Annotated in this window: 13 protein-coding genes; 10 read left to right on the top strand and 3 right to left on the bottom strand. The window is 44.9% G+C overall.

The annotated features are described in order from the left end of the window. Positions 1–174 precede the first annotated feature (174 nt). The 6 genes from E6W40_RS12560 to E6W40_RS12535 all read left to right on the top strand — a co-directional run bounded on the left by E6W40_RS12560 (position 175) and on the right by E6W40_RS12535 (position 7,644). A complete protein-coding gene (locus tag E6W40_RS12560; protein WP_136605761.1) occupies positions 175–894 on the top strand; it encodes a YebC/PmpR family DNA-binding transcriptional regulator in 720 nt (239 codons plus the stop codon). A 174-nt stretch (positions 895–1,068) separates the two neighbouring features. Then, on the top strand, positions 1,069–2,109 hold the full coding sequence (locus E6W40_RS12555; RefSeq protein ID WP_136605760.1) for a LacI family DNA-binding transcriptional regulator: 1,041 nt from the start codon (positions 1,069–1,071) through the stop codon (positions 2,107–2,109). A 611-nt stretch (positions 2,110–2,720) separates the two neighbouring features. After that, entirely contained in the window at positions 2,721–3,683 is a 963-nt protein-coding gene (locus E6W40_RS12550; protein ID WP_246072986.1) for an ABC transporter permease, read from the top strand. A gap of 12 nt (positions 3,684–3,695) precedes the next feature. Further along, positions 3,696–4,580 (top strand): carbohydrate ABC transporter permease, encoded by an 885-nt coding sequence (locus E6W40_RS12545; protein ID WP_136605758.1) that lies wholly within the window; start codon positions 3,696–3,698, stop codon positions 4,578–4,580. A gap of 43 nt (positions 4,581–4,623) precedes the next feature. Then, on the top strand, positions 4,624–6,249 hold the full coding sequence (locus E6W40_RS12540; RefSeq protein WP_136605757.1) for an extracellular solute-binding protein: 1,626 nt from the start codon (positions 4,624–4,626) through the stop codon (positions 6,247–6,249). A 120-nt stretch (positions 6,250–6,369) separates the two neighbouring features. Further along, the gene (locus E6W40_RS12535) at positions 6,370–7,644 is read left to right on the top strand and encodes a Gfo/Idh/MocA family protein (RefSeq protein ID WP_136605756.1); all 1,275 of its coding nucleotides are present in this window, start codon (positions 6,370–6,372) and stop codon (positions 7,642–7,644) included. An 81-nt stretch (positions 7,645–7,725) separates the two neighbouring features. Here E6W40_RS12535 and E6W40_RS12530 read toward each other — a convergent pair whose 3' ends face one another. The 3 genes from E6W40_RS12530 to E6W40_RS12520 form a co-directional block, all read right to left on the bottom strand. Beyond that, entirely contained in the window at positions 7,726–8,034 is a 309-nt protein-coding gene (locus tag E6W40_RS12530; RefSeq protein WP_136605755.1) for a hypothetical protein, read from the bottom strand. Between the two features lie 19 nt (positions 8,035–8,053). After that, positions 8,054–8,287 carry a hypothetical protein gene (locus tag E6W40_RS12525; protein ID WP_136605754.1) on the bottom strand — a complete coding sequence of 78 codons (234 nt, stop codon included), beginning with the start codon at positions 8,285–8,287 and terminating at the stop codon, positions 8,054–8,056. 64 nt (positions 8,288–8,351) lie between these two features. Next, positions 8,352–9,212, bottom strand: a complete 861-nt coding sequence (locus E6W40_RS12520; RefSeq protein WP_136605753.1) for an AraC family transcriptional regulator — start codon at positions 9,210–9,212, stop codon at positions 8,352–8,354. A gap of 189 nt (positions 9,213–9,401) precedes the next feature. Between E6W40_RS12520 and E6W40_RS12515 the strand changes: the two genes are divergently transcribed. The 4 genes from E6W40_RS12515 (at position 9,402) to glpX (ending at position 13,024) form a co-directional block, all read left to right on the top strand. Further along, positions 9,402–10,373 (top strand): alpha-L-fucosidase, encoded by a 972-nt coding sequence (locus E6W40_RS12515; RefSeq protein WP_136605752.1) that lies wholly within the window; start codon positions 9,402–9,404, stop codon positions 10,371–10,373. Between the two features lie 141 nt (positions 10,374–10,514). Beyond that, positions 10,515–11,204: a CBS domain-containing protein gene (locus tag E6W40_RS12510; RefSeq protein WP_136605751.1), complete on the top strand. Its 690-nt coding sequence runs from the start codon at positions 10,515–10,517 to the stop codon at positions 11,202–11,204. A 13-nt stretch (positions 11,205–11,217) separates the two neighbouring features. Continuing rightward, a complete protein-coding gene (locus E6W40_RS12505; protein ID WP_136605750.1) occupies positions 11,218–12,021 on the top strand; it encodes a pyruvate, water dikinase regulatory protein in 804 nt (267 codons plus the stop codon). Between the two features lie 28 nt (positions 12,022–12,049). After that, positions 12,050–13,024 (top strand): class II fructose-bisphosphatase, encoded by a 975-nt coding sequence (gene glpX, locus E6W40_RS12500; protein ID WP_136605749.1) that lies wholly within the window; start codon positions 12,050–12,052, stop codon positions 13,022–13,024. Positions 13,025–13,117 lie beyond the last annotated feature (93 nt).

Genomic DNA, 13,117 nt, shown 5'->3' with positions numbered 1-13,117 from the left:
AAAACCGTTTTTCATTTTTGAAAAGCGGTTTTTATTGTTTTTGGGCTGCATAGCTTCATTCATTTTCTGACAGACTTCTACAGAAACTTGTTCATCCGCTTTTTTCGAGCTATAATATACCAGTGTATTTATAAGACCGAGAATAGAATCAATAGCGAAAGAGAGCGGAAACGTATGGGTCGTAAATGGAATAATATCAAGGAAAAGAAAGCTTCGAAAGACGCAAATACAAGCCGTGTATATGCCAAGTTTGGACGTGAAATTTATGTAGTGGCCAAGCAAGGCGAGCCGGATCCAGAATCCAACCGCGCATTGAAGGTTGTTCTCGAACGTGCCAAAACGTACAATGTACCGAAAGCGATTATTGACCGTGCATTGGAAAAAGCCAGAGGCAACTCGGATGAAGTGTATGATGAGCTTCGTTACGAAGGCTTCGGACCTAACGGTTCGATGGTTATTGTGGATGCACTGACCAACAACGTGAACCGTACGGCTTCTGAAGTGCGTTCCACATTCAGCAAAAATGGCGGCAACCTCGGAGTCAGCGGCTCTGTGGCCTATATGTTTGATCAAACAGCAGTGATTGGCGTTGAAGGCAAAACAGCAGATGAAGTGCTTGAACTCATGATGGAAGCGGACGTTGACGTGCGTGACATCGTGGAAGAAGATGAAGCGGTCATCGTATATGCTGAGCCGGATCAATTCCAGGCGGTTCAAGATGCTTTCAAAACGGTAGGTATTACGGAGTTTACCGTGGCGGAACTGACCATGCTGGCACAAAATTATCTCACCATTCCAGAAGACGCTCAGGCGCAATTCGAGAAATTGATCGATACGCTGGAGGATTTGGAAGATGTTCAACAGGTTTACCACAACGTTGAATTTGAAGACTGATTGAACGCTTGTTTTGACCGATCTAAAAAGGAGCTGCTGACCGCAGTTCCTTTTTTTGCTATGATATGGACGAATCTAACATTTTACTATGTAAAATATATACATAATTATGATATGATCAGGCGGAGATCTTTTTTTGGAGCCAAACAAACCAAAAGAGAGGAGAGGGTAGCCTTGGCGAAGCTGAAAGATATTGCGGAGCGGGTTGGCGTATCTATATCAACCGTTTCCCGCGCCATAAGCAATGATATGAACCGCCCAGTCAATGAAGAGACAAAACGTAAAATTAGAGAAGCGGCTTTAGAGCTTGGATATCGTATTCACGAGGAGCGCAGCAATGAACGCATGCCGGGGAGCACTCCTAAGCATATAGCATGTGTGATACCGCAGAAGCTGAGTGAGAATCATCCATATTTTACGGAGGTGCTCGCAGGATTCCATGATCGAATGAATGAACTTGGGCATCCTCCGGCTATTGTGCGTACGGCGGATGAAGTAAGCGATTCCGAGCGCATCAAGATGCTTATTAAAGACGCTGGTATACAAGGTGTCGTTGTCATCAGCTGGTATGATCAGGAACTGATTGAGCTGCTCGAAAAAGAAAGCATTACGGTTCTTGGCGTAAGCTTGAATGATGAAAGATTATCGGTGCCTGTTGTGGATTGCGACCGTATTTTCTCGGCGAGAACAGCAGTCCAGCATCTGATTGAACAGGGTCATCGCCGGATTGGATATATTGGAGGTCCTGCTTACTCGAGTAAAATGGACAATGATGAACGGTTTGTGGGATACAAGTTCGCAATGATGGAAGCCGGTCTGAGTTTGCCGGTGGAGTGGATCATTAATACCAATTGGAATGTCGATTGGAGTTATAATATGCTCACAGAGCTTCTTACCAGTCAGCCGAGAAGCGAGTGGCCTACGGCCATTTTTTGCGCGAGCGATATGCTTGCCATTCCTGCCATGCGTGCCGTAGTGGAACAACATGGTCTGATTCCACAAGATATTGCATTTGTCGGCATGGATGACATCTCCTTCGCACAATACACGAATCCACCATTAACCTCCGTGCATGTTCCAAAGTACGAAATCGGTAAGGTTGCCGCCCAATTTATGATTGATTATCTGAACGGAGACTACCCTGCACTCCCCAAAATTCTTTTGCCAAGCCGCTTGGTTATTCGGGAGTCATCCAGTTATACAAGGCCTGAATAATTGGATGTGGCATTTGTATCACCGATGTAATTATATGTTATATATTATTACATAATTTAGTTTGTAGCAATAAAAATGAACCTGACAACCGTTATCGGTGTCAGGTTATTTTACTTGTTTCCATTTAAAATTTTAGATGTTAATCCAAACAGTGCCAAAATAATGTTTGACAATCCAAATATTCCCATATTATGATGATAAAAATTAAACCGAATTGGTATAGATATCCAAACGTTTGGAACGTGTTTATCAACCTCCTTATTTTCTGGATAATAAATCGGTTGCGCTTACAACCTTTTGTTATCAATAATATATCCGAATTAAGAACTCGAATCCAATCCATTACACATGCATATACCCAACCTCTAATTACACCAACTTACGCAGTCTATTAGCTCAATCTATCCAAATATAATCCCAATATATTACGCTGTATTTCACACTTTATATAATCCGTCTTTCTAACTCTGCTGTCATGAACCCTTACATATATCTATTCAGCGGCTTCAGGACAAACCTTTGCTTTTACGCTGAAAGGAGGAAAATCATTCAAGCTTTTTTTTCAGAATTGAATGAATACGTATCCAAGCCTAATCCAAGGAGGGGATCAAGTGGCCAATGCCAAGATATCTGCGATTGCAGGGGCAGCACCGGAGGCCAAGCGAGACTCCAAGCTAAGATGGAGCCGCATTGCGCGTAACTGGCAGTTATATTTGCTCATTTTTCCAGTCGTAGCGTATTACATTCTTTTTCACTATGTGCCTATGTATGGTATTCAAATTGCCTTCAAGGACTTTATCGCCACCAAAGGGATCACGGGTAGTCCATGGATCGGTACGGAGCACTTCAATCGTTTTTTTCACAGCTATTTCTTCTGGCGGCTTATTAAAAACACATTGGGACTGGGACTCTACAGCCTTGCCTTAGGGTTTCCGATCCCGATCCTGCTGGCACTCCTAATGAATGAGGCCAAATCGGCCAAATTCAAAAAGTTCGTTCAAACCGTTACGTATGCGCCGCATTTTTTATCCACGGTTGTGGTTGTCGGCATGATGATGATTTTTTTATCTCCACGCTATGGAATCGCGAATCATTTCATCACCATGTTCGGTGGTCATCCGATCAATTTCATGGCGGAACCGGCCTGGTTCAAATCTCTGTATGTGTTCTCTGACGTATGGCAGACGATGGGCTGGAGCTCGATTATCTATTTGGCTGCACTGGCTGGCGTGGATCATCAGCTCCATGAAGCGGCCCGTGTGGATGGAGCCGGCAGACTGCGGAGGATATGGCATATTAATCTCCCGGGTATTCGCCCGACGATCATCATACTGCTCATTCTGAACATTGGCAGCATCATGGGGGTCGGCTTTGAAAAAGTTCTCCTGATGCAAAACAACCTGAACATGGATACATCCGATATTATTGCAACCTATGTGTACCGCGCAGGTATACAGGGGGCTGAATACAGCTTCTCTGCTGCAATTGGATTATTCAACTCGGTAATCAATTTTATTTTACTGATAAGTGTTAACTGGGCTTCAAAACGAATGAGCGAAACCAGTCTGTGGTGAGGAGGAAGAGATATGCTTTTGGAATCCCGTGGAGACCGTATTTTTAATGTCATGATCTATATCGTGCTAAGTCTTGTTACGGTCATTGTGCTGTACCCTTTGGTCTTCGTCTTGAGCGCTTCCTTTAGCGACCCGCAGACGGTTCTGCGCGGAGAGATGCTCCTCTGGCCGAAGGGAATCAATCTTAATTCTTACGTGAAGATTTTTCAAAATCATGATATTTTGACTGGCTATTCCAATACGCTCCTATACACCTCAATTGGTACACTGATCAACCTGACTATGACCATCTTGGGGGCATATCCACTCTCAAGGAAGGATTTTGTGGGCCGGAATGCGATTATGGCTTTGTTCGTCTTTACGATGTTCTTCGGAGGCGGATTGATCCCGACCTACCTGCTTATTAAGGATCTGGGGATGCTGAATTCATTCTGGGTCATGATCATCCCCAATGCCGTATCGATTTACAACATCATCATCATGCGTACCTTCTTCCAGCAGTCGATTCCTTATGAATTGCAGGAGGCGGCAACGATAGATGGCTGTTCCAATATCCAGATTTTGTCCCGCATCATTTTGCCGCTGTCCATGCCGATTATCGCGGTGATGATCCTCTTTTATGCCGTAAGTCACTGGAATGCTTTTTTCAACGCTTTGTTGTACCTATCGGATAAGGACAAGTTCCCGCTTCAGTTGATCCTGCGTGAAATTCTGATACAGGGTCAAACAAGCGATATGGTCAAAATGTCTACCGAATCTGCGATCAAGCAGCAGCGGGAAGTCGAGGGTATCAAATATGCCGTGCTGGTCGTGGCCAATATTCCGGTGCTGATCCTGTATCCATTCCTGCAAAGATATTTTGTCAAAGGTGTGATGATTGGTGCCATCAAAGGGTAACCCCTTGGTTGGATAAATGATGAGGAAAAGGGAGGAACAAAAGATGAAGGGTAACAAAAGGGGGAAAATGCTGCTCGCCTGTATGGTCACCATTACCGTTCTTGCGGGCTGCAGCTCAGCAAAATCTGCTGACTCGGGAGGCGGCAAAGCACAAGATGCATCGGAGGCCGCAATCAATCCAACCGGTTTTCCGATTATGAATGAGAGCACGACGGTGAGCGGTTTTGCGGCTAAATTTTTTGCCAATGCAGACTGGAATAATATCAGGCTGTGGAATGACTATGAAAAGAAGACGAATATCCATGTGAAGTGGGATACCGTGCAAACCGAAACGTTAAAGGAAAAACGGAATTTGCTGCTCGCCGGCAATGATTATCCGGAAATGTTTTATGCTTCTGCATTTTCAAGATCCGATCTGCTTAAGTACGGCAAACAGGGAGCGTTCCTTCCACTAAATGATCTCATAGACAAGTATGCGCCTAACTTTAAAGCCATGATGGACAAATATCCGATAATAGCCAAGGGTATCACCATGCCGGATGGTAACATATATGGCCTGCCGACCATTTATGATCCGGAGTTCAAATCCGTTCTGTACGGTACGCCATGGGTGAAGCAGGAATGGCTGGATAAGCTCGGACTGCAGCAGCCGGAGACACTTGATGATTTTTATAACATGCTGAAGGCATTTAAGGAAAAAGATCCGAACGGCAACAATCAGAAGGATGAAATTGCTTGGGGTGCTGTTGGCACAACGGGTATCGTCAATTATCTGAGAGGTTCATTCGGATTGAACAATCATGGTACATCCAATATCAATGTGGATACAGATCCTGAGACGGGCAAGTTGCGCTTTATTCCTTCCGACCCGCGCTACAAAGAGCTGCTGCAGTTTGTGAATAAGCTCTATAAGGATGGACTGATTGAACAGGATATCGTATCGGTCAAAAGCACTGAAGTCGATTCCAATGGAGTGCAGGGACTTCTGGGTGTGTCTGACAGCGTTGATCCGGTGGCTATTTATAACCAGAAGGGCTATGTAGGCCTGTCCGTATTAAAGGGTCCTCATGGCGATCAGCAGTTTAGCGCTTATGGATCCCCGCTGGGTAACATCGGCATGTTCGTACTGACGGATAAGGCAAAACATCCGGAGGCGATGATGCGTTGGGTTGATTATTTCTATAGCGATGAAGGTATCAAACAGTTTTTCATGGGCTGGAAGGATGAGACCTATACGGAGGATGCAAGCGGGAACGTAGATTATAAGGATGAGATCAAGAATAACCCGAACGGTCTTACTCTTGATCAAGCTGTGGGCCAATATCTCATTTGGCCAGGTGGCTATTACCCGGGCTTTGTCAAACAGAAGTTCTTTAAAGGTGCGGAAGGCTTGCCTACTTCTGTAGAGAACGCCAAGAAAGCCGAACCCTATGTCCTGTCCCAGGATCAAATCTGGCCGCCGTTTAACTTCACGCAGGATGAACAAAGTGAGCTGACAACCATTCAGACCGACATTGACGCCTATGTGCTGGAGATGAAGGATAAATTCATTACAGGCAACGAATCGTTTGATAATTGGGACAAATATGTGGCTGCGCTCGAAAAAATGGGTGTAGAGCGGTACAAGGCCATCTATCAATCCGCCGCAGAACGTTATGCCAAGCCATAAGCAGAGAATCAAACGAAAATATCGTTAAAACTGCGAATAAAGCATCAAGCACGAGTCTCGCAATCTACCGAAGCACCCGTGTAAGGATTTTCAATCTATCTATGGTAGGGGAGAACGAACATGAACCAACTTACAGCTGTTTTAATCGGAGCGGGATCGAGAGGCGCGGGAGGTTATGCCAGATACGCGCTGGATTATCCGCATGAGCTTACATTTGTTGCCGTAGCAGAGGCTGACCCGCTTCGCCGGGCACGTTTTGCCGAAAAGCATGACATACCCCCGAGCGATTGTTATGAATCTTGGGAGCCGCTGCTGCAGGAGCCCCGGCTTGCTGATATAGCCATCATTTGTACGCAGGATCAAATGCATTACGGTCCGGCTATGTTGGCTCTACATCAGAAATACCATGTGATGCTGGAAAAGCCGATGTCACCATCACCTGAAGAATGCCTGGATATGGAGCGAACAGCCCGTGAACAGGACCGTCTGCTCACGATCTGCCACGTGCTCAGGTATACGCCATTTTGGAGCATGATCAAAAAGGTGATCCAGGAAGGACGAATTGGTGAAATAGTATCCATCCAGTTGAATGAGAATGTAGGGTACTGGCATATTGCCCATAGTTTTGTGCGCGGAAACTGGAATAATTCGAATACATCAAGTCCCATGATTCTGCCCAAATCCTGTCATGACATGGACGTTCTCTCCTGGCTCATGGACCGTCCCTGCCTTCGGGTCAGCTCCTTTGGATCCCTGAAGTATTTTCATGAAGGGAGCGCACCGGCGGGTTCGGGAGACCGCTGCCTGGAGTGTGCCGTAGAACCAACATGTGCTTACTCTGCTCCCCGTTTTTATCTGAGTGATCAATATAAGGGATGGGCAGGACATTTTACACCGGAGCTAACAAGGTCTAATATCATCAAAGGCTTACGGGAAACGGACTATGGACGTTGTGTATTCCGCAGTGATAATAATGTCGTAGATCATCAGGTGGTGAACATGGAGTTTGAAGGCGGGGCTACGGCAATGTTCAGTATGTGTGGATTTACTTATGAGCAGGAAAGAAGAATACAGATTATGGGTACCCAGGGCGAGCTGCGCGGAGAAGAGGATCATATTACGTTGTATGATTTTTTGACCCAGCAGAAAACAACCATTGAGATTCCGTCCCAATCCAGCGGACATGGGGGCGGAGACAGCGGGATCGTCCGGGATTTCCTGAACCAGGTACGCGGTTATAACGGTCAGGAGAGCTTAACGTCAGCATCGGCCTCAGTCCGCAGCCATATGATTGCGTTTGCAGCAGAAACCTCACGCCTGAATGGCGGGCAAGCGATTGAGCTGAATGATTACATGAATAAATTAACACCTGCTGAGTCTGTTTCTAGCGACTAAGACAGCATATCTACTTCTTAAAGTTGAAAAAGATCTGTCTTCTCCCGGTATGGGAAGGAAGCAGATCTTTTTTACTTAAATCTAATCCAAAACATTCATGGAGGTGATATGATCTCTCGTTTCCGGGGTGCCCAAAGTATAAAGGGTCTTGTAAATTTGTTTAAGATCTCGCTCATACAAGTCATTGTCGTTGTCATAATGCTCAGGAATACCGGGGTAATGCATACGGAAATAGGTTTCCATATCAAAATGATACATGGAATCGAATAAATCGCGGAGCGGTTTGATTTCTTCCGGCGTGGCTTCAATGACGAGTTCGTATGCAGCTTCATCTTGTCGTTCCATAATAGTTCTGGATTGTACGGATACATAATATCTCTTCTTGTCCAAGACAAACACTCCTAACGATTTAAGTTAGCCCTTTTACTTCCAGGTACCACCAGACCAGTCCTCCGATGATCACAAGAATAGGGAAGGCCAGGTAAAGGATAACGATGGGATTGGCTGCTATCGGATGTTTGGCGACCGTAGGATTGATATGATCCAACCTCTGCTTTTGTTGTTTACGCATGATGGACACGGACATGTATAGTGAGATTGCGCAGGCGATTACAGCAATAACGATCAATACTGTATACATCAAGTTGATTTTCTCCCCTGTCATCGTTTTGATTAATTCATATGGTTTACCTAAAAGATGAAATTATTCATATGCGGCCATGTCTTATCCGGTATTGACTTGGAGAAATGCCAAAGAAGTCATTGAAGTGCCTGGAGAATGGATGAATCGAGGAATACTTGAGCTTTTCGGCGATAGCTGTGACGCTTAAGTCCGTCTCCCGGATCATATTCGCGGCCCGTTTCATGACAAGCTCATGGTGATAGGCCTTCGGCGTGAGTCCTGTTTCCCTTAGAAACAGCTCATGAAAATAGGTCCGTTTCAATCCGCAATAATCAGACCATGTCTCAATCGATTGTCCTTGCTCGGGATGGCTATTCAAATAATCAAGCAGACGGAGAATACGGAAATCACCGGGTTGTTTAACATGAAGCGCATTAAACCAGGAGAGAATCCAGACATACATGAAGCTGTTAGCCGTTTCACTTTGATAGTATTTAAAATCATTCATGGATCTGGTCATCATCATAAAGGTATCTAATAACTGCGGATGATCTCGCAAACGAAACACACTCGGCAGCTGCTTTAGTTCATCGCATTCCCGTTCTTTGGCCATATGATCAAAGTTGAATTCATTAGGCGCGTAGATAAAAGAACGGTTCAAAGAAGCGGGATGCTCGTTATCCCATAGATCAAAATAGATATTTAGCGATGGAAGAGGATGTTTAGGCGAAATATGAAAAGCATGCGGCTGATTGGGACGAAGAAAAAAAAGCGTGAACCGCTCAATCGGATACATTGTTCCATCGATCTCCATCTCTCCCGGACCATCCAAAAATAAGTGCATCGCATACACACTCCCGGCTCTTAGTTGCTCGTTGGAACTTCCATCATATAGATAATGCATGAAATCACCCACGAAAGGTGTAATATCTGATAACTTTTTCATGTTCTGTAACTCCTTTTAAAGTGTTCGTATTATGTTCGTATATTTAAAAAGCGGATGAATTGATAAATCATTGAACACTTCGACAAATACTTAAATCCTTATCCATGATACGATATTTTCATCGCTCGGGGAAATCTGGTCTTCATATAGCGAATAATTATGCAAATTAAACAGGAGTGAATAATCGGAATGAACCAGAATGAATTGGTACATAGACAACAGTGGTTTGTTAATCAAAGATTTGGGATGTTTATTCATTTTAACAGCGCGACGTTTCAGTTCGCCGATACCGAAATAGAAGATTGGGAATATGGACATGAAAATAATAACGAACCCCGCAGATACATATTTGATCCTAAAGATTGGAACCCGGTAGAGCTGGACTGCACACAGTGGGCTCAGGCTGCCAAGTCGGCAGGGATGAAGTTCGCAGCGATGACAGCAAAGCATCATGAAGGATTTGATTTGTGGCCAAGCAGGTATACGGATCATTGTGTTAAGAATGCCGCCGATCAAAGAGATGTTGTACAGGAGTATCTCACTGCTTTTAGAAATGAAGGAATTGAAGCGGGATTGTATTTCTCCATGCTGGATCTGCATCATCAGATCAACCGGAAGAAATGCACCCCTGAAGACAAGGAATTCATCAAAAATCAGTTGGAAGAACTGCTGACAAGTTACGGCGACATTCCCTTTCTCATTATTGACGGTTGGAATGCGCATTGGGGCGGTCCGAATTATGATGATCTCCCTTTTGAGGAAATCGATGAATGGGTGAAGAGGCTGCAGCCCGGATGTTTGCTCATGAATATCAGCTGTGAAACCAATTTGAACCACACAGATATTGTTTTTTATGAAAATGCTGCCGGACAGGAAGTAGATGATACGTTCAACGGTCCAGGTGCGAGCTGCAATATTTTAACGAAGACCTGGTTTTGGCGAACGACAGACACGTCCATGGAATTGAGATCGGTTAATTGGGTGATGGATAAAATCCATGATACGAACAAGCATAATGTATCGTTTTTATTGAATGGAGCCCCCAATCAGCGAGGATTGTTAGACATGAATGTATTGGAACGCTTTAAAGAAGTGGGGACGCGTTACATGCAGGCCCCCGAACTTACGGAGATTCCTGAAGGTTGGATGTATAGAGCTTAACGGCATATCGTAGATAATGTAAAAAGACTTCTCTACCGTTGATTATGAATGGTTGAGAAGTCTTTTTTCATACCTATTTATCATCGAAAAATATAATCAAATAAAATATAGGACGTATTATATATTGATTATTGGTTATATATGACGTATTATACAGAAATAAATCATTGCACTGGAGAGGGGGAATTCATTATTAAGCTGACTTCCCGTCAATTGGAAATTCTGGATATCATCAAGAAACATGCTCCAATAACGAGCGAACAAATCGCCGAGATGCTGAATTTAACCCGTCCAACCATCAGATCCGATCTGTCTATCCTGGTTAGTCTGGATTACATCGATGCTAAACCTAAAGTCGGATATTTTCCGGGAACCCGAAAAATAACGGAAGATGAGAATAAGCAGAATCTGTTTGACATGAAGGTTGGGGATATTCACGGAGTACCTGTCATTGTCCGCGAAACGACAACCATACATGATGCAGTGGTGACCTTGTTTCTGGAAAATGTAGGCCATCTCATTGTCACCGATGAAGAAGGGAAGCTCGTAGGGATTGTATCACGTAAAGATATGCTGAAGGTAACACTCGGTAATGCCGCGGCATCCGCCATGCCTGTGAGCTTTATCATGACACGGAGAGCTAATGTCGTGACAGTATCTCCTGAGGACTCTGTTATGGAGGCAGCCCGGAAAATTATTACGCATCAGATCGACAGCTTGCCGGTCGTGGTACCTGTATCCTCTGGGCAAGATGGGGACGTTAACGTGGTTGGACGGATTTCCAAAACCAATATCATCAGAAAATTACTTGAAATGCTCGCAGAGAATTAGTGGGAGGAATGGGATGAAACAGGCGTCAACTCGTGTTATAGCCATTTGCTCGGATGCGATCGGCGAGACTGCAGAAGCAGTAGCCTTGGCGACCCTTCGACAGTTTGAGCTAATGAACACAGAAATCAAACGAATCATGAACGTTCGGCATGAAGATGAGATTACCCGGCTCATGGAGGAAGTATCCAGCCGTGGAGGCATGGTGATTTACACCATCGTTCAACCGGAACTTAGAGAAGCCATAAAGGAAGAATCTATTCGGCTTCAAGTCCGCACCGTCGATATCATGGGCCCGATGATGCAAGCTGTGATTGACACTTTTAACGATACCCCAAAACGGTTACCGGGACTCTTGCACAGACTAGATGAAGACTACTTCCGCAGGATCGAAGCCGTTGAGTTTGCAGTCAACAACGATGATGGCAAGGATGTCGGCGCTGTTCTTAAAGCGGATATTATTCTGCTTGGCGTATCGCGCGTGTCGAAAACACCGTTATCGATATTTCTGGCCCATAAAGGGAAAAAGGTCGTCAACTATCCTGTTGCACCAGAACTGACACCTCCTGCTCAATTACGGGAAGTTAACAGCGGCAAAATATTCGGATTGACGATCGATGCGCAGCAGTTGGTTAAAATCCGTTCCGAGCGTCTCAAGGCCTTGGGACTTCCGGTGGATGTCCATTATGCCTCGTTAGAACGTGTACAGGATGAACTGAAATATGCGCAATCATTATATGATTCTTTAGGGTGTCCGGTCATAGATGTGACGGATAAGGCCATTGAAGAAACCGCAGGACTGATTATGCAACATTTTTAAAGATGAAGAAGATGGAGGGAAAAGAGAAATGGAACATCATATAGCTTTGGAGTTGGTACGTATTACGGAGAAAGCCGCAATCGATTCGGCCCGCTGGACGGGAAGAGGCGATAAGAACAGCGCAGATGACGCAGCAACAACGGCAATCCGGAGTAAATTGAACTCCGTCGCTATAGATGGAACTGTCGTTATTGGAGAAGGTGAAATGGATGAAGCTCCAATGCTGTATATCGGAGAAAAAGTTGGTAATCGCCTTGGACCTAAAATCGATATCGCGGTAGATCCGTTGGAAGGCACTGAAACGGTCGCTAGCGGGCTGAATAATGCCATTTCGGTTATTGCTGCAGCTCCGGAAGGTAATTTATTGCATGCTCCGGACATCTATATGGAGAAGCTGGCTGTTGGGCCAATGCTAGCCGGTCACTTATCTCTTAACGATCCCATTGAAACCACCCTTGCCAAAGCCTCAAGTATTTTGAATAAGCCTTTATCGGATATGACAGTATCGATTCTGGATCGGGACCGTCACCGTGAGATCATTGCTGTACTTCGAGCTGCCGGTGTCCGCATCAAGCTCTTAAGTCACGGAGATGTTATGGGTGCCATTGAAGCAGCAACCGAAAGTGAAGTCGATATGTATGTAGGTTCAGGAGGCGCTCCTGAAGGTGTTCTTGCCGCTGCAGCACTGAAATGTATGGGTGGTGAAATGCAAGGGCGCCTGCTGCCGGATGGTATTGAAGAAGTGGAACGCTGCAAACGAATGGGAATATCTGATTCAAGCCAGCTGCTGAGCATGGAAGACATGGTAGGCCGTGAAAGCGTGCTGTTCGTGGCAACCGGCGTAACTCCTGGAGATCTCCTTAATGGCGTGCGTTACCTGCCGAATCAGAAAGCAGAGACCCATTCCGTTATTATGCATTCCGAAAACCAAACGATCAGCTTCCTGCGTACCATTCATAAAATGCCTATTCCGCAAGAGATTTTGACTGAAGCTGCGATGTAACGATCTCATGATAATGAAGAGAAGTAGGAAACAGTTTATGCTGTTTCCTGCTTCTTTTTTGTCTTGGGAAGACGTGCCCAATTGATAAAATGA

Source organism: Paenibacillus dokdonensis (assembly GCF_004916975.1).
In the GTDB taxonomy this organism is placed as follows: domain Bacteria; phylum Bacillota; class Bacilli; order Paenibacillales; family Paenibacillaceae; genus Paenibacillus_AQ; species Paenibacillus_AQ dokdonensis.
This window is presented reverse-complemented; position numbering and strand designations above follow the sequence as displayed.

What these genes read in the sequence shown, in the direction of transcription:
- E6W40_RS12545 (WP_136605758.1), top strand. Translation starts at nt 3,696, where the DNA reads ATGCTTTTGGAATCCCGTGGAGACCGTATTTTTAATGTCATGATCTAT.
- E6W40_RS12505 (WP_136605750.1), top strand. Translation starts at nt 11,218, where the DNA reads ATGAAACAGGCGTCAACTCGTGTTATAGCCATTTGCTCGGATGCGATC.
- E6W40_RS12535 (WP_136605756.1), top strand. Translation starts at nt 6,370, where the DNA reads ATGAACCAACTTACAGCTGTTTTAATCGGAGCGGGATCGAGAGGCGCG.
- E6W40_RS12515 (WP_136605752.1), top strand. Translation starts at nt 9,402, where the DNA reads ATGAACCAGAATGAATTGGTACATAGACAACAGTGGTTTGTTAATCAA.
- glpX (WP_136605749.1), top strand. Translation starts at nt 12,050, where the DNA reads ATGGAACATCATATAGCTTTGGAGTTGGTACGTATTACGGAGAAAGCC.
- E6W40_RS12560 (WP_136605761.1), top strand. Translation starts at nt 175, where the DNA reads ATGGGTCGTAAATGGAATAATATCAAGGAAAAGAAAGCTTCGAAAGAC.
- E6W40_RS12510 (WP_136605751.1), top strand. Translation starts at nt 10,515, where the DNA reads ATGACGTATTATACAGAAATAAATCATTGCACTGGAGAGGGGGAATTC.
- E6W40_RS12540 (WP_136605757.1), top strand. Translation starts at nt 4,624, where the DNA reads ATGAAGGGTAACAAAAGGGGGAAAATGCTGCTCGCCTGTATGGTCACC.
- E6W40_RS12520 (WP_136605753.1), bottom strand. Translation starts at nt 9,212, where the DNA reads ATGAAAAAGTTATCAGATATTACACCTTTCGTGGGTGATTTCATGCAT.